Raw genomic sequence first — 22,155 nt, forward strand, 5'->3', positions numbered from 1 at the left:
GGCGGACTATGAGCACCTCCACCTCCCACAGCCCATCGTTCGCAACCGCCCGGAAGGCGACGCCTGCTCGTACGGCCGCAGCCGCATGGCCTTACGGCCGCTATCTCTATCTCGCCCTCAACATCGCCATTCTGGTCTTCCTGCTGGCGCCGATCGCGATCGTGGTCGTGTTCGCGCTGAACCCGACGCCGTTCATCCAGTTTCCGCCGGTCGGTGTGTCCCTGCGCTGGTTCGAGAAATTCTTCGCCTCGCGCGATTTCATGCATGCGCTCGGCTTCAGCCTCGAAGTCGCCGTGCTCACCACCCTGTCCGCGACTTTGCTCGGCGCCTCCGCGGCGCTGGCGCTTGCACGCGGCAATCTGCCGGGCACGCGGCTGATCGTGGCGACCATGCTCTCGCCCTTGATGCTGCCGGCGATCCTCACCGGCCTTGCGCTGTTCCAGACCTATGTGCTGCTCGATGTCGGTCGGCCGACCTGGGGCCTCGTCGCCGGCCACACGCTGGTGACCCTGCCTTACGTGGTGCGCACCACGCTCGCCGTGCTGCACAATTTCGACACGCGCCTGGAAGAGGCGGCGCGCAATCTCGGCGCCAGCCCGTTACGCACCTTCTTCGAGGTGACGCTGCCGCTGATCAAGCCGGGTGTGCTCGCGGGCGCGATCTTCGCCTTCATCGTCTCCTTCGACCAGTTCCCGGTGTCGCTGTTCCTGGTCTCGCCGGGCAACGAGACGCTGCCGGTCACGCTGTTCAATTATCTGAAGTTCGATCTGGACGGCACCATCGGCGCTGCCTCGGTGGTCTCGATCGTGCTCGCCTTTGTCGTCGTCATCGGGCTCGACCGCACGGTCGGCCTGCGCTCCTACGTCAAATTGTAACCGCTCATTCCAACGAAGGAATCGACACATGATGAAAGCTCTGGGATCGTCACGGCTCAGCCGCCGCCGCTTTCTGACCGCGAGCGCCTCGCTCGGCATCGGCACCATCGCCGCGCCTTACGTTGCGCGCGCCGACGACCCGACGCTGCGCATCACCGGCTGGGGCGGCAAGTGGGGCGAGATCATGAAGGCCGAGATCGGCCCCGCCTTCGAGAGCGAGTTCAAGTGCAAGCTTCAGACTGACTCCGCTTTCCCCTATCTGCCAAAGCTCCAGGCGAGCTCGCGCTCCGCGCCGATCTACGACGTGCTGCACACCAATTCCAACGAGCAGTGGGCCGCCGCCGAGATGGGACTGGTCGAGCCGAAGATCGATCCCAAGCTCGTTCCGAACCTCGCCGACGTCTATCCCTACGCCGTCAGCGACAAGATCGTCGGCGTCTCGATCTTCACGAGCGCCATTGGCCTTGGCCTTCGCACCGACAAGGGCTATGGCAGCGTCACCTCCTGGAAGGAGCTGTGGGACGCGAAGTACAACGGCGTCCGCGGCGGCTATGTCATTCCGGTCAACAGCCTCGGCCAGGCCTTCCTGATGATGTGCGGCACGCTGTTCGGCAAGGGCCAGACCGATCTCGACGCGGCTTATGCCGCGCTGGAGAAGCTGAAGCCGATCAAGATCGTCGATTTCACCGGCGCGATGGAGAAGATGCTGCTATCAGGCGAAGTCGGCCTCTGCGTCATCCACGATTCCGGCATCTACCGCTATGATGGCCAGAACCAGCCGACCGATTTCGTCTCGCCGAGCGAAGGCGTGCTGTCGCTGGAGCAGGTTCTGACCATCACGCCCGGCAGCAAGATGAAGGAGCTCGCCAACGCCTATGTGAACTACATGCTGCGTCCCGAGGTGCAGAAGCGCCTCGCCGAGACCGTGTGGTACTCACCGGCCAACAAGAAGGTGAAGCTCGACGCCAAGTACGACGCCAAGCTGCTGACCACGCCCGAGAAGGTCTCCAAGCTGATCCAGGTCGACTGGAAGTGGTACAACGAGCGCAAGGACGAGATCGACCAGCGCGTCAACCGGATCTTCCGCGCATGAGCGCATCGATCGAGATCGCCGGCGTCAGCAAGGTCTATGACGGCGGCGTCCGCGCCGTCGACGCGGTCGCGATGGACATCAGGCAAGGGGAGTTCTTCTCCCTGCTCGGCCCATCCGGCTGCGGCAAGACCACGACGCTGCGCATGATCGCCGGCTTCGAGACGCCGAGCGCGGGCGCGATCCGCGTCGACGGCGCCGACATCACCCATGTACCCGCGCACAAGCGCGACATGGGCATGGTGTTCCAGAACTACGCGCTGTTCCCGCATCGCACCGTCGCCGAGAACGTCGCCTTTGGCCTCCGCATGCGCGGGCTCGACAAGGCGAGCATTGCGGCCAGGGTGAAAGCCGCCCTCGCCATGGTCGAGCTGTCCGGGCTGGAAGATCGCCGCCCCGCCCAGCTCTCCGGCGGCCAGCAGCAGCGTGTCGCGCTTGCGCGGGCCATCGTGATCGCCCCGCGCGTCCTGCTCTGCGACGAGCCGTTAGGGGCGCTCGACAAGAAGCTGCGCCAGCAGATGCAGTTCGAGCTCAAGCAGCTGCAGAAGAAGCTCGGCCTCACCCTGGTCTTCGTCACCCACGACCAGGAAGAGGCGCTGGCGATGTCCGACCGCATCGCCGTGATGAACGGCGGCCGCGTCGAGCAGGTCGGCACGCCCACGGAGATCTACAACCAGCCGACGACGCGCTTCGTCGCCGACTTCATCGGCGACACCAACATCTTCCGCGGCGAGCGCACTGCCGCGGGCCAGAGCCTCGACGTTGGCAAGGGCCTGATCCTGGCACTGCCGCCCACCGAAGCGCAGGGCACCGGCGTGCTCTCGGTCGCGCTGCGCCCCGAAAAGATTCGCCTCATGCCGCGCGCTGACGCCGCCCCCCCGGCCGGCAGCTCGGCACATGGTATCGTCGAGAACACCAACTTCCTCGGCGGTGCCGTGCTCTACCGCATCACGCTCGAGGGCGGCCATCGCATCCTCGTGCAACAGCCCAATGCAGGCACGAGCCGCCTGTTCGTTCCCGGCAACGGCGTCACACTCGAATGGACGCCGGCCGATCTCGTCGTGTTGAAGGACTAGACATGAACATGCCATTGAAGCACCAGCGCATCGGAGTGGTCGTGATCGGCCAGAGTCCGCGCCCGACCGTCGCTGCCGAGATCGCAGCCGTGCTGTCGCCGGGCATCCAGATCGAGCTGCGCGGCGCGCTCGACGGCATGAGCCGCGCCGAGATCGACGCCATTCCGCCGATGGACGGTTACGACACGCTGTTCACGCTGCTGCCGAACGGCGACGGCGTCACTATCAGCAAGAAGGAAGTGGAGCGGCGCGCGAGCCAGCAGATCACGCGCTTCAAGCATGAAGGCGTCGGCGTGACGCTGATGGCCTGCACCGGCAAATTCCCCAACCTCGCCGCCGACGGGCTCGTCATCCTGCCGTCGGCCGTCCTGCATAATCTCGTCGAGGCCGTGCTGCCGAAGGGCCGGCTCGGCGTGTTCTCGCCGCTACCCGAGCAGACCGCGCTGATCGACAAGAAATGGCAGCGCGAGGGCGTCGAAGTCGTCGGCATCACGCTGCGCCCCGGCTCCAGCGAGGCCGCCGTCGACGAAGCCGCGCGCACGATGGCCGACCTCGAGCCCGATCTCGTGGTGATGGACTGCATCAGCTACACCAGCGCCAACAAGGCGCGCGTGCGCAAGGCCTATCCAGGTCCCGTGATCCTCGGCATCGCCGCCGCGGCCCGCATCGTCGAGGAGCTGGTATCGTGAGCAAGGTGGAATTGAAGACGATCAGCCTCGAGGAGATCGAGGCGCTCGCGGTCGGCGCCTGGATTCTCGGCACCGGCGGCGGCGGCAGCCCCTATCTCGGCCTGCTCAATCTGCGCCGGCTCTACGCCGAAGGCCACCGCGTACAATTGATGTCGCCGCTCGACCTCGACGACGAGGACTGGGTCGCGGTGGTCTCCAACATGGGCGCGCCGCTGGTCGGACAGGAGCGCCTCGCCGACAGCCGCAACATCGCGCGCGCCGTGCGCATGCAGGAAGAGATCAACAACATCAAGTTCCGCGCGGTGATGTCGGTTGAGATCGGCGGCGGCAACGGCGTGCAGGCGCTGATGGCGGCCGCGCATCTCGGCATCCCCGTCGTCGACGCCGACTGCATGGGCCGTGCCTTCCCTGAGGCGCAGATGACCTCGGTCGCGATCGGAGGCCTGCGTCCCTACCCTTGCACGCTCTACGATCCCCGCGGCATCGAGGCGGTCGTGACCAAGGTGCCTACCTGGAAGTGGATGGAGCGGGCGAGCCGCAAGATCTGCGTCGAGATGGGCTCGATCGCCTCGACCAGCAAGGCCCCGCGCACGGGGCGCGAGGTCAAGGACTGGGGCATCCATTTCACCACCACCAAGGCGATCCGCATCGGCCGCGCCGTGCAGGAGGCGAACCGCCGCCACGAGGATCCGATCGCGGCGCTGCTCGCGACCGAGGGCGGCAAGAAGCTCTTCACCGGCAAGATTGTTGACGTTGCGCGACGGACAACCGAGGGATTCCTGCGTGGCACAGCGATGGTGGACGGCAGCGACGCGGATCGCGGCACAAAGCTAAAACTCTCGTTCCAGAACGAATGGATCGTGGCCTGGCGTGATGAGGAGGCGATCGCGACCTCGCCCGATCTGATCTGCGTGCTCGACAGCGTCAACGGCCATGGCATCGGCACCGAGACCATTCGCTATGGCCAGCGCGTCACCGTCGTGGCCCTGCCCGCGCCGCCGGTGCTGACGAGCCAGCGCGGTCTCGAATTCGTCGGCCCGCGCGCCTTCGGCTACGACCTCGATTTCCGTTCCCTCTTCTCGCCCGCAGCAGTCGGAGCTTAAGATCCCATGAAGCGTATTGGCATCGATGTCGGCGGCACCAACACGGACGCCGTTTTGATCGTCGACGAGAAGGTCGTTCATTCGGTCAAGCGACCGACCACCGCGGATGTGACCTCGGGCATTCTGGACGCGCTGAAGGCGTTGCGCGCGGAGCCTGCCGCCGCGGTGAAGGTCGACGCCGTCGTGATCGGCACCACGCATTTCATCAACGCCGTGGTGCAGCGCCGCCACGTGCAGAAGATCGGCGCGATCCGCATCGGCATGCCCGCGAGTGCCTCGCTGCCGCCGTTCTGCGACTGGCCGACGGATCTCGCCAGCCTCGTCAACGGCGAGATCTTCATGCTGGAGGGCGGCCACGATTACGACGGCCGTCCGTTCATGCCGCTGGATGTCGCCGGCCTCAAGAACGCCGCACGAAAGATCAAGGACGCCGGCCTGCGCTCGGTCGCTGTCTGCTCGAGCTTCTCCCCGCTCGATCCCTCCTGCGAGACCACGGCGCGCGAGATCCTCGCCGAGATCTGCCCCGACGTCGCGGTGACGCTGTCGCACGATCTCGGCCGCATCGGCCTGCTCGAGCGCGAGAACGCGGCGCTGCTCAACGCTTCGCTGCACGACCTCGCGGTCACCACGGTCGCCGCCTTCCGCAAGGCCATCGCCGACAGCGGCATCGATGCGCCGCTGTTCCTGACCCAGAACGACGGCACGGTGATGCAGGCCGAGATCGCCACCGCCTTCCCGGTGATGAGCTTCGCCTCCGGCGCCACCAACTCCATGCGCGGCGCCGCGCATCTCTCGGGCCTCGACGACGCCATGGTGGTCGACGTCGGCGGCACCACCAGCGACATCGGCCAGCTGCGTCACGGCTTTCCGCGCGAAGCCAATGCGGTCGTCGAGGTTGGCGGCGTGCGCACGCTGTTCCGGATGCCCGATCTGCTCTCGATCGGGCTCGGCGGCGGCAGCCATGTCGACGAGGACCCGGTCCGCGTCGGCCCGCTCAGCGTCGGCTATCGCCTGACGTCAGATGCGCTGGTGTTCGGCGGCTCGCGCCTCACCGCCACCGACATTGCGGTCGCGGCCGGCCTGATCGACATCGGCGACCGTTCGCACGTCGCGAACTTGCCGAAGCGGCTGATCGAGGCCGCGCTGCGCGATGCCTGGCGCAAGCTGGAGGAAGACATCGACCGCATGAAGACCGAGGCCGGCGACGTGCCGCTGCTTGCGGTCGGCGGCGGCGCCTTCCTGGTGCCGGATCGCCTGCCCGGCATCTCCGAGATCGTGCGCGTACCGCATGGCGACTGCGCCAACGCGGTGGGCGCTGCGATCGCGCAGGTCTCAGGCGAAGCCGATCAGGTGTTCCGCGATCTCAGCCGCGAGGACGCTATCGCTGCCGCACGCGACATCGCCGCCGACCGCGCCGTCCAGGCGGGAGCGGCGCGCGACAGCCTCAAGACCGTCGACGTCGAGGACATGCCGATTGCGTATCTGCCCGGCAATGCGCTGCGTGTGCGGGTGCGTGTTGCAGGGGCGATCGCCGATCCGGATCTGCCGGCGGCGGCATAGCCTATTCATCCCCAACAAACAAAAATGCGAAAACAACCCCATGCACAGTAGCCGGCGATAACACAATCAACGGCTTACGCAGATAGCCACGGCCCCTTTGACACGTCGGGCAACACAGGGGTATAATGCTATTATTCCGAATTCCGGGCATTATCCTCTTTCTCCTCTGGGAGGCAAAACCGGCGCGAACGGCGTTTGGATCGTTGGCGCGGCGGCGCCGACCTGCGGCTGGGACTTCAACGGCAGCAACCCACGCAGTTTAGCCATGGGTCATCAGACGACATCCAGGTGAGAGGCGCGCGAGCAAGCGGCATAGCCGTTGCGCGCAGCCGTGTGCCTCGTGGCGGTTGCCAGGCGTCGGATGTCGATTGGGAGCAATCACCACCCGTAAATTTCCCAAGTGCCGGCCTATCACCCTGCTGGTTAACTGGTGCAGCCGAGCACCGCCATGAAAGCACCGAAGCCAAAGCAATGGGCCGAGCAGGAGGTCCGCCGATTGATCAGGCTCGCCCGGCAGGGGGTTGGCACATCGAAGATAGCCGCCGAATTGGGCCGTCACGCCGGGTCGGTGCGACGAATGGCGCGGAGCATCGGAATACTGTTGAAGAAGTAGCCGTCCCTGGCAGCAGGGCGTTGAGCGCACGGGTAGTTCCTGAAGCGCCTCTAGGCTCGGCTGATCTCCCGCACAACCCTGACCGCGGCATCAGTATTGCGGCCACAGAACAGCGCTCGATCAGGCTGAGAAGAGATGCCCATTCCAAATAGCGCTATAGGGCTGCCTCTCAACAAGGTTGTCGTTGGAGTTTGAAAGTTCAAAACGGCCCCAGCCGCAGGATGGGGTAACAGCCGGGGCCGGCATTCCCATTCCAATGTGCCGCAATCGGCGGTAATCGGCACGCTTCCAGTTAGGCATATAGAAGCTAACAAACTATGCTGTCTTGCACTTCCCCTGCGACGGCCGCGGCCGGTTGCGTGAGACTGCGCTCACCATGAGGCGGTGAGCCAACTTGGCAAAGTTCGAAATCATCGGGCGGCGTATCGTTGGCCAAATGCTCCCAATACTCAGCTTCGGCGAGCAGCTTCCAACTTCGATCAGGATGATGCGCGGCTGTCTGACGGCACAGCGATGCCATCGCGCGCAGGCGACTCGCAGTATCCATTTGCTCCTCCCAGCTATTTTTTGTTTTTTGCACCTTATTTTCTTTTTTTACGACGGAGTCATTACGATTATGGCGCAGAACTAATTTTCACTCTCCGGACGTGATTCGAATTCGTTACGACTTCAAATCGTTCGAGCAAAACTGGCCAACAGGTCACATTGGATGAAGAGCACGAAGAGGCTGCCTTCAGGTGGGCCTTACCGTTCTTCTTGTTCTTGCGGACGGGGTTCCTCGGCTTTGCGGTCCAAGGAAAGTACCGCTAGCCGGTGGCATTCTTGCTATTGCTCGCTCCAACTCCACGGCGATCGCCCGGTAGCGAGCGAGCAATCTCGTGAATGTGTCGCGCTTGACTTGGCTCTTGGCAGTTTTCTGAAGCCGCTCGCATTCGGCGATTTGCGCGCGGAGCAGCTCTAGCTGGGCCTGCATTTCCTTCATTGCTTATTCCCCGCGGGAGCCGCAACCCGGCTGATCAACACTCCCGACTTCAATCTAGATACTTTGGGGTTCGACGACATCAAGTCGAGGACGCGGGTCTAATTGGGACAATGTCTCTGACAAATCGCCTCGCGGGCGTGGAGGTTGCCGGAGCGACCAAAAGTTGATCGCGCTTCCTTCTGACAGGAGATGCCAGCCGTGTTCGGTCGCACCAACCAGGAAGCCATCCGCGCGCCATTCCACGCGGTCAACCGCAAGCTCGGCAACCTCGCGCCGATGTCGGCGTGTTTTCGAGTTGGTTGATCTGGATCAAGCCAACCGGAGCCTGATTCAAGAGGATTGATCAGGCAACGCGCAGGGGCTCGGCATGAAACGCTGGATGAGGCTTGTCATCGCAGCACTCATGGTCGCCGGATCGCGCTCGAGCGATGCCGCCGTGCGGATCACAGACGATCGAGGCGGATCGATCGGGAAGTACGTATACAAGTATGAACGGCTGCGCGCTTCGGGCCAGCGTGTCATCATCGACGGTTTCTGCGCGTCGGCTTGCACGATTGTCCTGGCGACCCTGCCCGCCGAAAGGATTTGCGTGACTTCGCGGGCCGAGCTGGCGTTCCACGCCGCATGGGATATTGGTCCTCGCGGACGGGCTGTCACGAACGCCGGCGCGACGCGTATGATGTATCTCATGTATCCCGCACCGGTGCGACGCTGGATCGCCCGTCGCGGCGGCTTGACGCCCCGGACCATATTCCTCCGCGGAAACCCGCTGCAGGCGATGTATCGCGCATGCGCCTCCTGAGCCCGCGGGACCGGTTAACCGCGACAAAAGCTGATTGAAGGCTACAAATTCGATTGCAGAAACAGCCTGAAGCGCCGGCCCAACAGGTTCGCCTCTTATCCGGAGCAATCGGCGGCGAGAATGCCAAGAGCAGGCGGCGGCCCTCGATCACCGCCGTCCGTGCTCACCTGGTCTTCTCAATACTGATACGGATACTGACCCGGACAGACGTAGCTGCCGTTGGTGTCGTAGTAGCAGCCGCTGTTGTAGTTGTTGTTGTAGTAACCGTAGGCTCCGTAGGCAGCGGCGGCGCCCACCGCGGCAGCACCATAGCCCAAGCCCGGGCGGTAGTAGCCGCCGCCGTAGCCCGGGCGACCAGCGATCGGGCGTCCCGGATAGCCGGGTCGACCTGCAATCGGGCGGCCTGCTATCGGATGCGACGGCCGAACTCCTCCGGCCACGCCATAGCCGCGACCGCCGTGGATGCGTCCGGCATAAGCCCCGCCTCGCCCAACGTGGGCAGCACGCATGCCGCCGCCGTGAAAGCTACCGGCGCGCATGCCGCCGCCATGAAATCCTCCTCCTCCACCGCGAAAGCCGCCGCCACCTCCACCACGGCGAGCAAACGCGTCATCGGGCACCAGGCTGGCAGCGACGAGGATAGCTGCCGCGAAACCAATCAGACCATAGCGAACCATGAGCTTCCTCCTGATGGTGAGGCGCCATCGATCGGCTGGCCTTTTGCGGGTGATGCCCGCGCCAACGGCGACGGCACCGGCGCATGCATTTGGCATTTCGTCGTCTCGAGCTTGATCTAAATCAAGCGGCCAGCGCACAGCGACGATCGACCACGTAGTTCCCGACAGGAACCGGAAGCATCTGGCCGGAAAAATCCGCGGACGGCGCGGCGCCGCCGGGAGTTGTCACCACGAATTCAACTCGCGGGATTCGCGCACCGGCACGCACGCCTCATTTGTCTTTAGGGCGCCACGGCCTTCCCTTTCCCGGAGCCTGCGAAGTTCGGCTCGTGGGGGCCTCAAACACCGCAATACGGCGGTCGAGCTGCCATAGCTCAACGTCGTTGACATCGACCAGTTGCGCAGCACGTTCTCGTGCTTCCTGTTCGTCGGCACACTGCAATTTGGCCACGCTTATGACGCGGTGGTGCTGATCCAAAAGGTAAGCTCGGTAGTGAGCCATCCCCACGCCTCCCCACGCCGCATTTATCGGATCATCACCTCAATCCTTCAATCAGCATCCTCCAGCCGGACGCATCGTTCGCCCCGAGCAGCGAAGCGCCAAGCGCTGCCAGGTAGGATGGCAATTCGCAATCGGGACGCGCGCTCATATTGCCGACAAACGAAGCAACCGCGTTCTTGAGATCGCCTCGGTCCAGATGATCGAAGGCCCGTTGCTTGCACCGCTCGACATATTTGTCGCGCGCCATCTCAACTAACAGGGAATGTTCCATTTCGCCTCCCCGACCGGCTGCTTTGATCGTTGGAGAATTGGAACGGAGCGGGCTTTTTCCGTCTGTTCGAAAAGCGACAAACGGATGCTCTTTTGCGCGAAGTGTGGGAATTGGGATACAGGCGCGCATCGCGAACGCTCCCGTCGGCGCCGCGCCGACAGCGGTCACAACCCAAGTCTGCACCTTGATTGCGGCTTCCCGACGACTACGCTGCAAGGGCGCGGAAATCACGAAAATCAATGCGCATATGCCACGATGGTCATGCGTTCGTGCAGATAGGCCACTGCGGCAACCATCCGCACCCAATAGCGCAAAAAGAGAAAAGAGCTGCGGATAGCTCGCCTGCAATACATCCTTCGAGACGCCCGCCGATGGCGGGCCTCAGGATGAGGGCGGAGCGCGCGGCAGCAATTTCAAACGGGCCAATACTGCCTGGCCTCATCCTGAGGAGACCGCTGGAAGCGGTCGTCTCGAAGGACGAGGCGCTCGCTCAGACCGCCACCAGGACGCCATCCGCGATAGCCCTCCCCCACGAGGGGAAAGGGCACCGCAATGAGCACCGCGCTGTCGCCGCCCCTACTCCCAATACCAGGTCGAGAAATCGTTCTCGTATTGGGGCACGTCCTTCCAGACGCCTTTCAGCTTCTTGGCTGTGATGGTGATCAGCTGCGGCTGGTAGAGGTAGGCGGAGACGGCGTCGGTGGCCAGCATGCGCTGGGCGTCGCCGAGCAGTTTTGCGCGGGTGGCTTCGTCGGGCGTCGAGACGATCTGCTTGTAGAGGGCGTTGTAGGCCTCGTTGTTGTAGCCGAGATAGTAATCGGCCTCGGTGATCTTGACGAGGTCGAACGGCTCGACATGGCTGACGATGGTGAGGTCGAAATTATGCGGACCGTTGCCGGCGAACACCTGTGACAGCCATTGCGCCCATTCGACGTTCTCGATCTTGGCGATGATGCCGACCTTGGCGAGCTGGGCCGCGACGATCTCGCCGCCCTGCCGCGCATAGGACGGCGGCGGCAGCTTGAGCGACAATTCGAGCGGCGTGGTGACGCCGGCTTCAGTGAGCAGCTTCTTGGCCTTCTCGGGGTCGAAAGGATTGATGCCGGTGGTGTCGACATAGCCGAGCGATCCCGGCACGTAGAAGCTGCCGATCGGCGTACCGAAACCGTCGACGGCGCCGTCGATCATGGCCTTGCGGTCGATCGCGGCAATGATGGCGCGGCGAACGCGGACGTCATCGAGCGGCTTCTTGCGGTGGTTGAATGCGACGATGGTCTTGGCCTTGGAGCCCCCGACCAGCACCGCAAAGCGCGGATCGGACTTGAACTGGGGCAAGGCGCGCGCCGCGGCAACGCGCGGGAATGCATCGACGTCGCCCGACAGCAGCGCCGCCACCTGCGCGGCGGGATCGGAGATGAAGCGGATCGTCACCTTCGAGAGCTTGATCGCCGCGGCGTTGCGATAGTCGACCCATTTGGTCAGGGTGATCGACGAGCCCTTAGCCCAGGCCCCTAACTGATAGGGCCCGGTGCCGACCGGCTGCGTCACGTTGGTGGCTGCGCTCTTCGGCTCGACGATCGAACCGCTCGCCTGTCCCAGCAGGAACGGCAGGTTCGGCTCGGAATATTTCACCGATATCACGACCGTGTCGGCGTCGGGCGCATCGACCTTCTCGAAAGCCTGGAACAGGCTCTTGTCCTTGTTGGTGCTGGTCGGCGCCGCGTTGCGCTCGAAGGAGAATTTCACGGCCGCGGAATCGAAGGCTTCGCCGTTCTGGAATTTGACGCCCTTGCGCAGCTTGAAAGTGTAGGTCTTCAGGTCGGGCGAAGCGGTCCAGCTCTCCGCCAGCAGCGGCGACACCGAGCCGTCCTCGTTGATCTTGGTCAGTGTCTCGTAGATGTTGTAGAGCGTGACCTCGGCGATCGCAGCCGCAGCGGCATTGGTGGGATCGAGCCCCGGCGGCTCCAGCGCCATCGCCGTGACGACGCTGTCCTTCTTGCTCTGCGCCAGGACCGGCAGCGGCGCTGCAACAAGCGCGGCGACAAATGCGACGATCGATAGTTTCCTGAACATCTCGTAACTCCCCGGCCTGCTGCCTGCCCAGACTACGCCAATCCTGCTCCGGACACTAACCTTCCATGGCCGCTGGCGGCAACGCCATCACGGCCTCCGCCTTGTGACAGGCGGCAAGGTGCCCCTCGCCCACCCTGCGTAGCTCAGGCAGGGCCTCGCGGCAATGCTGGTCGGCGAGCGGGCAGCGCGCGACGTAGGGACATCCGGTCGCGGCCGCCGATTGCGAAGCGATCGCCTGGGCCCCGCGTCGGCGTCGGCCGCCCCCGGCACGCGCCCGCGGCACCGCGTCCAGCAGCGCCCGCGTATAGGGATGGGCACAATGCTCGAACAGATCTTCGGGGCGCCCCTGCTCGACGATGCGGCCGAGATACATCACCGCGACCTCGTCGCAGAGATAGTCGACGACGGCGAGGTCATGGCTGATCAGGATGTAGCTGAGGCCGAACTGCTCCTGGAGGTCCTGCATCAGGTTGAGCACCTGGGCCTGCACGGAGACGTCGAGCGCCGAGACCGGCTCGTCGGCGACAATCAGCTTCGGCTGCGTGATCAGCGCACGTGCGATCGCGATGCGCTGGCGCTGGCCGCCGGAAAACTCATGCGGATATTTGTCCATGTCGGCATCGCGCAGGCCGACCTGGCGCAGCACCGCGGCGACGCGATCGCGGAAGGTGGTGCGGTCGGCGCCTTCCAGCACAGTGAGCGGCTCGGCGACGATGCGCGCGATGGTCTGGCGCGGATCGAGCGAGCCGTAGGGGTCCTGGAACACCATCTGGAAATCGCGCCGCGCGCGCCGCAGCTCGTCGGCGGGGATGCGGTTGAGATCGCGGCCAAGCAGCGCGACCTGGCCCGAGGTCGGCCGCTCCAGCGCCATCACAACGCGCGCGAAGGTGGACTTGCCCGAGCCGGACTCGCCGACGATGCCGAGGCTCTTGCCGGCCGCGACCGTCACGCTGACGCCGTTGAGCGCGCGCACCTGCCCGGGCGGACGAAACAGGCTCTCGCGCGGCAGCGTGTAGCGCTGCTCGAGATCCCTGACGTCGAGGAGAGGCGCGGTACTCATGCGGACAGCGCTCCGACATTCGCAGCCATGGAGACGTCGGTCCTGATGCAGCGCACGCCGTGTCCGGGTCCGACGTCGACCATCGGCGGCAGCGCGGCGCGGCACGCATCGATCACCAGCGGACACCGCTCGGAGAAGGTGCAGCCGGCCGGAAGATCCGCCAGCTCCGGCACCGTGCCCGAGATCGTCTTCAGCCGCGTGCCCTTGCGCGCACCGAGCTTCGGCCGGGCGCGGAACAGGCCCTGCGTGTAGGGATGGCCCATGCGGCGGAATACCTCGTCGGTCGGCCCGCTCTCGACCACGGTGCCGCCATACATCACCATCATGCGCTGCACGTTCTCGGCGATGACGCCGAGGTCGTGCGAGATCAGGATCATCGACATGCCGCGCTCCTCGACGAGATCGGCGATGAGGTCGAGAATCTGGCCCTGGATGGTGACGTCGAGCGCGGTGGTCGGCTCGTCCGCGATCAACAGGTCCGGCTCGCAGGCGAGCGCCATGGCGATGGTGATGCGCTGGCGCTGGCCGCCGGAGAACTGGTGCGGATAGGCATCGATGCGCCGCGCCGGATCGGGCAACCCGACGCGGTCGAGCAAGGCGATCGCTTCTTTTCGCGCCTGCGCCGCCGAATATTTCTTGTGACGCCGCAGCGGCTCGGCGACCTGGTTGCCGATCGTGTGCATCGGATTGAGCGCGGTCATCGGCTCCTGGAAGATCATGCTGATGCGGTTGCCGCGCAGGCGGCAGTAGTCCGCATCCGCGAGCCCGGCGAGCTCGTTGCCGTCGAGCTTGATGCTGCCGGTGACGCGTGCGCTCTCAGGCAACAGGCCCATCAGCGACATCGCGGTGACCGACTTGCCGCAGCCGGATTCGCCGACAAGCCCGAGCGTCTCGCCGCGCTTCAGCGCGAAGCTGACGCCGCGCACGGCCTGCGCCGGCCCGCGGCTGGTGTTGAGGCGAACGCCGAGATTGTCGACCTCGATCAGCGGCATATTGGAGCGCTCAGCCATCGTCATCGCTCCCGCGCCAGGCGGGGATCGAGCAGGTCGCGCAATCCGTCGCCAAGGAGATTGAGGCCGAGCACGGCGATCGCGATCGCAGCGCCGGGATAGACCGCGAGCATCGGCGACTGGAACAGCAGCGTCTGCGCGTCGTTCAGCATCCGCCCCCAGGACGGCTGCGGCGGCTGGGTGCCGAGGCCGAGATAGGACAGCGCGGCCTCGGCGAGAATGGCGAGCGCGAACTGGATGGTGACCTGCACGATCAGGATCGACAGGATGTTCGGCAGCACATGCTCGATGGTGATGCGGAATTTTCCCTTCCCCGACGCGCGCGCGGCCAGCACGAATTCGCGCGCCCAGATCGCGTTGGCCGAGCCGCGCGTCAGCCGGGTCAATGTCGGGATCTGGAAGATGCCGATGGCGACGATCGAGGTCACCATGCCGGGTCCGACCACCGCGGCCAGCATGATCGCGGACAGCACGGCGGGAAAGGCAAAGGTGAAGTCGGAGAAGCGCATGATGATCTCTTCGGTCCAGCCGCGCTTGGCGGACGCAATCAGGCCGAGGCAGACGCCGAAGGTGAGACCGATGCTGACGGCGATGATGCCGACCATGATGGTGGAGCGCGCGCCGGCGAGCAGCAGCGAGACGATGTCGCGGCCGAAGGAATCGGTGCCGAGCCAGTGCGCGGCCGATGGCGGCCGGAGCTTCGAGGCGATGTCGATCTCGTAGGGCGACCACGGCGTCCAAACCAGCGACAGCAGCGCCGAGACGAGCACCAGCAGGCTGAGCGCGCCGCCGAGGACGAAACTGCGATGGCGCAGCGCGCGGCCCCAGAAGGTTTTGGCCGGCAGACGGCGCGTCGCGACGGGTGCGTCAATGGAGGTGGTCACGGGCGCGCTCACAGGTCGTGCACCTTTATGCGGGGATCGATCAGCGCGTAGAGCACGTCGACGATGAAATTGACGATGACGACCATGGTCGCCAGCAGCATCACGCAATTGCGCACCACGATCAGGTCGCGGTTGGCGATCGACTGGAAGATCAGCCGGCCGAGGCCCGGCAGGTAGAACACGTTCTCGATCACGATGGTGCCGGCGAGCAGATTGGCGAATTGCAGGCCCATCACCGTCATCACGGGGATCATGGCGTTGCGCAGCACGTGGCTCCACAGCACCTCGCGCTTGCCGAGCCCCTTCGCGCGGGCGGTGCGGACGAAGTCTTCGCGCAGCACTTCGAGCACGGCCGAGCGCGTGACGCGGGCGAGGATCGCGGCCTGGACCACCGCCAGAGAGACTGCCGGGAGGAGCAGCGACTTGACGCCTGGCCAGACGCCGTCCTCCCAGCCGGCGAAGCCGCCCGCCGAAAGCCATTGCAGCCGCACCGCGAACAACAGCACCAGCAGGATCGCGAACCAGAAATTCGGCAGCGCGATGCCCACTTGCGTCAGCGACATCACGCCGACGTCGCCGAGCTTGTTGTGGTTGGCGGCGGTGTAGACGCCGGCCGAGAGCGCCAGCGTCACCGTGATCGCCATCGACATGATCGCGAGCGGAATGGTCAGCACCAGCCGCTCCGCGATCAGGCTGGCGACCGGCGTGCCGTAGACATAGGAATTGCCGAGGTCGCCGACGACGAGGCCCTTGATCCACTGCAGGTAGCGAACGGGGAGCGGCTGGTCGAGGCCGAGCTTGACGGTGAGCGCGCGCACCGCGTCCGGCGAGGCGTCGGCCCCCATCAGCATCTGCGCGGCATTGCCGGGCAGCGCATCCAGCACCAGGAAAATGATCAGCGATGCGCCGACCAGCGTCGCCAGCAGGGTCAACAGACGTCGGAGGACAAAGACGCTCATGTGCGGTCGGTTTCAGGGCTCATCCGCGGCACGATCAACATGTCCGGGCGGCCGAGGCAAGGGCTTTGCTGCTTGTGCATGACGTCATTCCGGCCAGCGGGACAGAAGGTCGCCTGAAGCCTCGAACAGCGCGGCAACACGCAGCAAGTCGGCATCAAGCCGGAAGCGGCCGACCAGCTGAAGCCCGACCGGCAGGCCGTCGCGGGCAAAGCCTGAGGGCAGGCTGACGGCGGGATGGCCGGTCATGTTGAACGGCATGGTCCAGGGGAACCAGTTTGGCCGGACGCTGTCGAAATGCGCCCCGTCGATCTCGATGCTGCCGAACAGATCCTGCTTGATCGGCAGCGCGGTGCGCGTGAGGGTCGGCATCGCCAGAAAGTGCCCGCGCGCAAGCAGGGATTGTACACGGCGAAACAGCGCGGCGCGCGCGAACATCGCCTCCTGGTAGTCGACGCCGCTGACCTCGGTGGCGAGCGCGAGCTGCTTGAGGAAGGCCTCGCTCAGCTCGTCGCCGTGCTCGGCCGCGAGCTTCGCAAAGCGCGTGCGCCAGACGGTGTGGTTGATGGCGCGCCAGATCGGCTCGATATCAAAGCCCTCGCCGGAGAATTCCTCGAGCTCGGCGCCGAGCCCGGCCAGCCGGTCGAGGCTCGCCTTGAAACTGGCGGCGACCTCGGCGGAAACGGGGCGGCCCGGCGGCGTCAGGCAGTACAAAATCCTCTGCCCGCGCAGGTCGCCGCGCGGGGCGGCGGTGCCGACGAAGTCGGGCACCGGCACGCCGATCGACCAGGGATCGATAGGATCTTCACCGGCCATCGCCTGCATCATCAGCGCGGTGTCGGCGACGGTGCGGGTGGTCGGCGTGACATAGGTCTGGTTGCCGAAGACGTCGAGGGCCTGGCTGTGCGGGATCACGCCGTTGCTCTGCTTCAGGCCCACCACGCCGTTGCAGGCGGCGGGAATCCGGGTCGAGCCGCCGCCGTCGGTCGCGATCGCCAGCGGCGCGATGCCGCTCGCCACCGCCACCGCCGCGCCGCCGCTGGAGCCGCCGGAGGAGCGGCAGGCGTCCCAGGCATTGCGGGTGCGGCCGAACAGCGGCGAATCCGTCAGGCACTTGCTGCCGAATTCCGGCGTCGTGGTCTTGCCGATCAGGATCGCGCCCTCAGCTCGCAGCCGCGCCACCGCGACGGCGTCCTCGGTCGGCACGTTGTCCTTGTAAGGCACCGCGCCGAAGGTGGTCTTGACCCCCTTGGTGTTGACGATGTCCTTGACGGTGACGGGGATGCCGTGGAGCAGGCCAAGCGGCTCGCCGGCCATCACCTTGCGCTCGGCCGCGCGGGCCTGCGCCATCGCCTCGTCACCGCACAGCGTGATGAAGCAGTTCAATTCGGGCTGGAGCGCCTCGGCGCGGGCGAGCACGGCGCTGACGATCTCGACCGGCGAAATCTTTCTGGCGGCGATCAGGCCGCGCAGCTCGGTTGCGGACAGCAGACAGGGATCGCCGTTCATCGTCACATCACGCTCCGCAGGCCCGCCACCGTTGGCAGGCATTGACAGCGAGAATGACAGTTTTGTTAACTCGCCGTCCAATACGATTTTGGTCGCCAACCCATACGTTTTCGGTATGCCAATGGATCTCCGCCGGCTCCGCTATTTCGTCGCCGTCGCTGAAGCCCGCAGCGTCGGCAAGGCCGCCGAGCGACTGCGCATGGCGCAGCCGCCGCTCTCGGTGCAGATCCGCAAGCTCGAGGCCGAGGTCGGCGCGCCGCTGTTCCGCCGCGGCACGCGCGGCATGGACCTGACCGAGGCGGGCCAGGCGCTGCTGGTGCGCGCCAGCGAAGCGCTGGCGCTGGCGGCCGACGGCATCGAGGCCGCACGCGCGGTCGCATCCGGCAAGCGCGGGCGACTTTCGGTCGGCTACATGTTCGTGCTGGCCAATGCGATCCTGCCGCGGCTGATCCCCGAGCTGCGCCGCTCGGTGCCCGGTGTCGACCTCGACTTCGCCGAGCTCAGCGCCTCGACACGCGAGGCCCGGGTGCTCGATCGCAGCGTCACGGTCGCGCTGTGCATGCCGGCGATCAACCATCCCGAGATCCAGGTGGCGCGGATCGGTGCGCAGCGCTTCATGCTGGCGATGCCGACCAGCTCGCCGCTCGCGCGCCTCGGCTCCGTACCGATGGCCCGGTTGCACGGCCGTCCGCTGATCGCGCTGCCGCATCCGGACCATGGTCCCGCGTCATCCGCGGTGGTCCCCCTGCTGCGCCGGCACCAGGTGGTGATGCCGATCGCGAGCCGGGTGGAGACGGTGCATTCGGCGATGAGCCTGGTTCTCGCCGGCGAAGGCCTCGCGATCCTGCCCGCCTGCGCGCAGCTCGGCGCCCCGCGCGGCATCGTGTTCAGGCCGCTGCGCGACGCCACCGACTCCCTCGACATCGCGGTCTGCTGGCGGCGGGATTCACAGAGCCCGCTGATCCGCACCTTCCTCAAATGCGCGGAGAAGGTCGTCGCGGGGTTGTGACGGGCTACAGGCTCCAGGTGATCTCGCGGCTCCAGGGCGGATCGGCGCCCGGACGGGTGCAGGTCAGGCCGGCGCAATTGGCCGCGAAGGACAGCGCGCGGCGGAGCTCCTCAGTGCTGATGTCCTTGAGCCGCTCTCGCGCAAGACGCGCCTGCTTGTGCAGGGCGAACAGCAGCGCGGCCTGGAAGCTGTCGCCGGCACCGATGGTGTCGGCGACCGCGACCTTTGGTGCCTGCACCTCGATCTGCCCTGCCCGCGCATGCCAGGCAATCGCGCCGTTGTTGCCGCGGGTGATGACGACGAGGCTGGTGCCCTGCCCCAGCAACGCGCTCGCGCGCTGCTGATACGGCTCCTCGCCGAAGAGATAGGCGAAATCGACGTCCGACATCTTGATGAGATCGGCGTGGGCGGCGAACTCCGCCATGCGCGCAAGGTAAGCCGGCTTGTCCTTGACGAGGTTGGGGCGGCAGTTCGGATCGAAGGAGATCGTCGAGGAGGCGCGCGCGTCCACGATCAGAGCTTTGGTCTCGGCGGCGCCCTGGTCGTTGACCAGCGTGGTTGAGCCGATATGGACGGCCTCGACCGTATCGAAGGGAATGGACCCGCGCCGGTAGGTCCAGTTCCGCGTCGCGGTCTCGGCATCGTAGAAGGCGTAATGCGACTCGCCCGCGACGATGCGGACGAAGGCGAGCGTGGTCTGGTGATCGCTGCGGGTGGCGAGGCCGAGCTCAACGTTGGAGGCGATTGCGTGATCCGCGATCATCCGCCCGAACAGGTCGGTGGAGATGCCGCCGACGAAGCCGGTCGGCGCGCCCAGCCGCGCCATGCCGATCGCGACGTTCAGGCAGGAGCCGCCGACCGCCGGCATCACCGCCTCGCGTCCTTCCATGTTTCGCGTCGGCACGAAATCGATCAGCGCATCGCCGCAGGATAACAACATCTCTTTCAACCTCTGGCGATGTCGGCCATCGCGGCACGGCTGCCGCGATCGACCTCGCGCAGCAGCTTGTAGACCTCACGCTTACGCCTGTGAAAGGCGGCCATGTCGGGCGCGGTCGGCTCGCTCTTGCGTCCCAGCGCCGACATCTTGGCCATGGTCTCGCCGATCGAGGCATAGGCGCCGCCGGCGACCGCGCCGAGCATGGCGGCGCCCAGCAGCACCGGCTCCTTCGTCTGCGGCAGCGCGACCGTGAGGCCCGTCGTGTCGGCCATGATCTGCCGCACCAGCGGGCTGCGGCTGGCGCCGCCGCCCATGATCATGAGGCTGGAACGGACGCCATGCGCGGCAAAGGCCTCGATCACCTCGGCAAGCCCGTAAGCAAGCCCGCACAGGCCGGCGACGAACAGCCGCTCCATCGAGGCGATGTCGGTGTCGAGATCGAGACCGGCGATCACCGCGCGCGTGTCGGGGTCGGCATAGGGCGAGCGGTTGCCGATGAATTCGGGCAGCACATGGACGTCGCGCGCGAGCAGCGCGGCGCGGCTGGCGTCGCCGGCGCGCGCGATGATGCGGCGCTCGAGGAAATCGATGAGGTCGAGGCCCTCGCTGCGCGCCGCGGCGCTCGCATCAGTATGGCCGGGATGCGACTTGAGGAGATGATCGATCGCCGCACCCGCTGCGGACTGGCCGCCCTCGTTGAGCCAGAACTCCGGCACCATGCCGGAATAATAGGGCCCCCACACGCCGGGGACGAAGCACGGCTCCTTCGTCGTCGCCATGATGCAGGCCGACGTTCCCATGATGTAGGCGAGACGGTCGCTGACATCGCTCGCCCCGCCCGGGCCGTCGCGGCCGCCGATCGCGCCGATGCCGCCGGCATGGGCGTCGATCAGGGAGGCGCCGACCGGGGTGCCCGGCGTCAAGCCGAGCTCGGCTGCGGCTGCCGGGGTGAGACCTGCGCCGAGGCGCGTACCGGGGGCGACGATCTCGGTGCCGATGCGGGCGTATTTTTCGGCGACGAAGTCGGACAGACCGATGCGCTTGAAGAACGGCGCGCTCCAGCCGCCGCCGTCATGGGCGAGATAGTTCCACTTGCAGGTGACGGTGCAGGTCGAACGCTGCAGCGCGCCGGTCGCGCGCCAGGTCAGATAGTCGGCCAGATCGAAGAAGTGACCTGCGGCGTCGAAACTCGCGCGCAGATGCCGCTTCAGCCAGAGCAGCTTCGGCATCTCCATCTCCGGCGAGATCGAGCCGCCGACATAGCGCAGCACGGGATCCTCGGTCTCGTTGATCAGCCGCGCCTCGGCCGTGGCGCGGTGGTCCATCCAGACGATGACGTTGCGCTGCGCCTCGCCGGAGGCGCTGACGGTGAGCGGCTCGCCTTGCGCATCAAGCACCACAAGGGAACAGGTGGCGTCAAAACCGATGCCGCCGATGCTGTCGGGTGCGATGGCGGCTTGCGCCATGGCCGCGCGGACCGATTTGGCACAGGCCTCCCAGATGTCCTGGGACGACTGCTCGACGATATCGCCGGCCTCGTGCCAGATCCTGATCGGATGCCTGGCGGTGGCGAGCAAGGTGCCCGCCTCGTCAAAAACCCCTGCCCGCGTGCTCGTGGTCCCCACGTCGACGCCGATGTACGCTCGCGGCATTGTCGCTCCCGGAAGCTCTCGTCAGTTTTGACGATAAGCCTACCAGCAAGTGTAGCCGCCATCCACCAGCACGATACTGCCGGTCATCAGGCTCGCGGCCTCTGACGAGAGGAACAGCACGACGGAGGCGATCTCCTCGACCTGCCCCATCCGCGCCATCGGGGTTCCGCCGATCCAGGCGTCGTACATCTTAGGATTACTCTTGACGAAGGCGTTGAGCGGCGTCTCGATATAGGTCGGGGCCACCGCATTGACGCGGATGCCGCGCGCGCCCCATTCGGCGGCCAGCGACTTGGTCAGATGGTGCACGGCGGCCTTGGAGGCGTTGTAGAAGCACTGCTCCTGCGGCTTGTTGACGATGAAGCCGGACATCGAGCCGACATTGACGATGGCGCCGCTTTTCGCCTTCAGCATGTGCTTGCCGAACTCGCGGCAGCACCAGAAGGTGCCGTTGAGATTGACGTCGATGACGTTGAGCCAGTGCTCGTCGGTGACAGTCTCGGCCGGCGTCTCGCTGCGCGCGATGCCGGCATTGTTGACGAGGATGTCGACCCTGCCGTGGCGGGCGACGAGGTCGTTCGCCACGTCCGCCACCCGCTTGGTATCGGTGACGTCCATGATTGCCGTCTCGACGTCAAAACCCTTCGCCTTCAGGCTGGCTTTGGCGCTGTCGGCGACCTTGCTGTCACGGTCGCCGATGATGACCCGGGCGCCGGCCTCGGCCAGCGCCTCCGCGCAGCCAAGGCCGATGCCCTGCCCGCCGCCGGTGATGAACGCGGTCTTGCCGTTCAATCTGAATTTTTCCAGGTACATGGTGGTCTT

At 65.8% G+C, this 22,155-nt stretch carries 19 protein-coding genes; 8 read left to right on the forward strand and 11 right to left on the reverse strand.

All coding sequences use genetic code 11. From position 1 onward, the window contains the following. The first annotated feature begins 8 nt into the window (after positions 1-8). From XH79_RS03530 to XH79_RS03560, 7 genes are all read left to right on the forward strand, one after another. The gene (locus XH79_RS03530; protein WP_271580677.1) at positions 9-875 is read left to right on the forward strand and encodes an ABC transporter permease; all 867 of its coding nucleotides are present in this window, start codon (positions 9-11) and stop codon (positions 873-875) included. Between the two features lie 28 nt (positions 876-903). Then, positions 904-1,968, forward strand: coding sequence for an extracellular solute-binding protein (locus XH79_RS03535; protein WP_271580678.1), 1,065 nt, complete (start codon positions 904-906; stop codon positions 1,966-1,968). Further along, positions 1,965-3,041, forward strand: coding sequence for an ABC transporter ATP-binding protein (locus XH79_RS03540; protein WP_271580679.1), 1,077 nt, complete (start codon positions 1,965-1,967; stop codon positions 3,039-3,041). Before XH79_RS03535 ends, XH79_RS03540 begins: the two co-directional genes overlap by 4 nt. A gap of 2 nt (positions 3,042-3,043) precedes the next feature. Next, entirely contained in the window at positions 3,044-3,730 is a 687-nt protein-coding gene (locus XH79_RS03545) for an AroM family protein (RefSeq protein WP_271580680.1), read from the forward strand. Then, positions 3,727-4,833, forward strand: a complete 1,107-nt coding sequence (locus tag XH79_RS03550; protein WP_271580681.1) for a DUF917 domain-containing protein — start codon at positions 3,727-3,729, stop codon at positions 4,831-4,833. Before XH79_RS03545 ends, XH79_RS03550 begins: the two co-directional genes overlap by 4 nt. A gap of 6 nt (positions 4,834-4,839) precedes the next feature. Beyond that, positions 4,840-6,393 (forward strand): hydantoinase/oxoprolinase family protein, encoded by a 1,554-nt coding sequence (locus XH79_RS03555; protein WP_271580682.1) that lies wholly within the window; start codon positions 4,840-4,842, stop codon positions 6,391-6,393. Between the two features lie 1,962 nt (positions 6,394-8,355). After that, positions 8,356-8,790: a hypothetical protein gene (locus XH79_RS03560; protein WP_271580683.1), complete on the forward strand. Its 435-nt coding sequence runs from the start codon at positions 8,356-8,358 to the stop codon at positions 8,788-8,790. A 176-nt stretch (positions 8,791-8,966) separates the two neighbouring features. Here the strand turns inward: XH79_RS03560 and XH79_RS03565 are convergent, their stop codons facing one another. The 8 genes from XH79_RS03565 to XH79_RS03600 all read right to left on the reverse strand — a co-directional run bounded on the left by XH79_RS03565 (position 8,967) and on the right by XH79_RS03600 (position 17,732). Continuing rightward, complete coding sequence (locus tag XH79_RS03565) at positions 8,967-9,467, reverse strand: hypothetical protein (RefSeq protein WP_271580684.1); 501 nt, start codon at positions 9,465-9,467, stop codon at positions 8,967-8,969. 536 nt (positions 9,468-10,003) lie between these two features. Next, positions 10,004-10,588 (reverse strand): hypothetical protein, encoded by a 585-nt coding sequence (locus XH79_RS03570; protein WP_271580685.1) that lies wholly within the window; start codon positions 10,586-10,588, stop codon positions 10,004-10,006. Positions 10,589-10,816: 228 nt separating this feature from the next. Beyond that, positions 10,817-12,313, reverse strand: coding sequence for an ABC transporter substrate-binding protein (locus tag XH79_RS03575; RefSeq protein WP_271580686.1), 1,497 nt, complete (start codon positions 12,311-12,313; stop codon positions 10,817-10,819). A gap of 55 nt (positions 12,314-12,368) precedes the next feature. After that, a complete protein-coding gene (locus XH79_RS03580; protein ID WP_271580687.1) occupies positions 12,369-13,373 on the reverse strand; it encodes an ABC transporter ATP-binding protein in 1,005 nt (334 codons plus the stop codon). Next, positions 13,370-14,383: an ABC transporter ATP-binding protein gene (locus XH79_RS03585; RefSeq protein WP_271580688.1), complete on the reverse strand. Its 1,014-nt coding sequence runs from the start codon at positions 14,381-14,383 to the stop codon at positions 13,370-13,372. Before XH79_RS03585 ends, XH79_RS03580 begins: the two co-directional genes overlap by 4 nt. 2 nt (positions 14,384-14,385) lie before the next feature. Beyond that, complete coding sequence (locus XH79_RS03590) at positions 14,386-15,279, reverse strand: ABC transporter permease (protein WP_212344161.1); 894 nt, start codon at positions 15,277-15,279, stop codon at positions 14,386-14,388. After that, on the reverse strand, positions 15,276-16,226 hold the full coding sequence (locus XH79_RS03595; RefSeq protein ID WP_212344160.1) for an ABC transporter permease: 951 nt from the start codon (positions 16,224-16,226) through the stop codon (positions 15,276-15,278). Before XH79_RS03595 ends, XH79_RS03590 begins: the two co-directional genes overlap by 4 nt. A gap of 84 nt (positions 16,227-16,310) precedes the next feature. Further along, complete coding sequence (locus tag XH79_RS03600; RefSeq protein WP_271580735.1) at positions 16,311-17,732, reverse strand: amidase; 1,422 nt, start codon at positions 17,730-17,732, stop codon at positions 16,311-16,313. A 121-nt stretch (positions 17,733-17,853) separates the two neighbouring features. On the opposite strand from XH79_RS03600, the gene XH79_RS03605 reads away from it, so the two are divergent. Continuing rightward, positions 17,854-18,741 carry a LysR family transcriptional regulator gene (locus XH79_RS03605; protein ID WP_271580689.1) on the forward strand — a complete coding sequence of 296 codons (888 nt, stop codon included), beginning with the start codon at positions 17,854-17,856 and terminating at the stop codon, positions 18,739-18,741. A gap of 4 nt (positions 18,742-18,745) precedes the next feature. Here the strand turns inward: XH79_RS03605 and XH79_RS03610 are convergent, their stop codons facing one another. Genes XH79_RS03610 through XH79_RS03620 form a run of 3 tightly spaced genes read right to left on the reverse strand, consistent with a single transcriptional unit; the run spans position 18,746 to position 22,146 of the window. Beyond that, complete coding sequence (locus tag XH79_RS03610; RefSeq protein WP_271580690.1) at positions 18,746-19,681, reverse strand: carbohydrate kinase family protein; 936 nt, start codon at positions 19,679-19,681, stop codon at positions 18,746-18,748. A 5-nt stretch (positions 19,682-19,686) separates the two neighbouring features. Beyond that, positions 19,687-21,333, reverse strand: a complete 1,647-nt coding sequence (locus tag XH79_RS03615; protein WP_271580691.1) for an FGGY-family carbohydrate kinase — start codon at positions 21,331-21,333, stop codon at positions 19,687-19,689. Between the two features lie 39 nt (positions 21,334-21,372). After that, positions 21,373-22,146, reverse strand: a complete 774-nt coding sequence (locus XH79_RS03620; protein ID WP_212344154.1) for an SDR family NAD(P)-dependent oxidoreductase — start codon at positions 22,144-22,146, stop codon at positions 21,373-21,375. Between the last annotated feature and the right edge of the window lie 9 nt (positions 22,147-22,155).

This window comes from Bradyrhizobium sp. CCBAU 45389 (assembly GCF_028128625.1).
Lineage (GTDB): Bacteria > Pseudomonadota > Alphaproteobacteria > Rhizobiales > Xanthobacteraceae > Bradyrhizobium > Bradyrhizobium liaoningense_B.

What these genes read in the sequence shown, in the direction of transcription:
- XH79_RS03610 (WP_271580690.1), bottom strand. Translation starts at nt 19,681, where the DNA reads ATGTTGTTATCCTGCGGCGATGCGCTGATCGATTTCGTGCCGACGCGA.
- XH79_RS03540 (WP_271580679.1), top strand. Translation starts at nt 1,965, where the DNA reads ATGAGCGCATCGATCGAGATCGCCGGCGTCAGCAAGGTCTATGACGGC.
- XH79_RS03555 (WP_271580682.1), top strand. Translation starts at nt 4,840, where the DNA reads ATGAAGCGTATTGGCATCGATGTCGGCGGCACCAACACGGACGCCGTT.
- XH79_RS03545 (WP_271580680.1), top strand. Translation starts at nt 3,044, where the DNA reads ATGAACATGCCATTGAAGCACCAGCGCATCGGAGTGGTCGTGATCGGC.
- XH79_RS03595 (WP_212344160.1), bottom strand. Translation starts at nt 16,226, where the DNA reads ATGAGCGTCTTTGTCCTCCGACGTCTGTTGACCCTGCTGGCGACGCTG.
- XH79_RS03560 (WP_271580683.1), top strand. Translation starts at nt 8,356, where the DNA reads ATGAAACGCTGGATGAGGCTTGTCATCGCAGCACTCATGGTCGCCGGA.
- XH79_RS03620 (WP_212344154.1), bottom strand. Translation starts at nt 22,146, where the DNA reads ATGTACCTGGAAAAATTCAGATTGAACGGCAAGACCGCGTTCATCACC.
- XH79_RS03600 (WP_271580735.1), bottom strand. Translation starts at nt 17,732, where the DNA reads ATGAACGGCGATCCCTGTCTGCTGTCCGCAACCGAGCTGCGCGGCCTG.
- XH79_RS03615 (WP_271580691.1), bottom strand. Translation starts at nt 21,333, where the DNA reads ATGCCGCGAGCGTACATCGGCGTCGACGTGGGGACCACGAGCACGCGG.
- XH79_RS03605 (WP_271580689.1), top strand. Translation starts at nt 17,854, where the DNA reads ATGGATCTCCGCCGGCTCCGCTATTTCGTCGCCGTCGCTGAAGCCCGC.
- XH79_RS03535 (WP_271580678.1), top strand. Translation starts at nt 904, where the DNA reads ATGATGAAAGCTCTGGGATCGTCACGGCTCAGCCGCCGCCGCTTTCTG.
- XH79_RS03585 (WP_271580688.1), bottom strand. Translation starts at nt 14,383, where the DNA reads ATGGCTGAGCGCTCCAATATGCCGCTGATCGAGGTCGACAATCTCGGC.
- XH79_RS03575 (WP_271580686.1), bottom strand. Translation starts at nt 12,313, where the DNA reads ATGTTCAGGAAACTATCGATCGTCGCATTTGTCGCCGCGCTTGTTGCA.
- XH79_RS03565 (WP_271580684.1), bottom strand. Translation starts at nt 9,467, where the DNA reads ATGGTTCGCTATGGTCTGATTGGTTTCGCGGCAGCTATCCTCGTCGCT.
- XH79_RS03580 (WP_271580687.1), bottom strand. Translation starts at nt 13,373, where the DNA reads ATGAGTACCGCGCCTCTCCTCGACGTCAGGGATCTCGAGCAGCGCTAC.
- XH79_RS03530 (WP_271580677.1), top strand. Translation starts at nt 9, where the DNA reads ATGAGCACCTCCACCTCCCACAGCCCATCGTTCGCAACCGCCCGGAAG.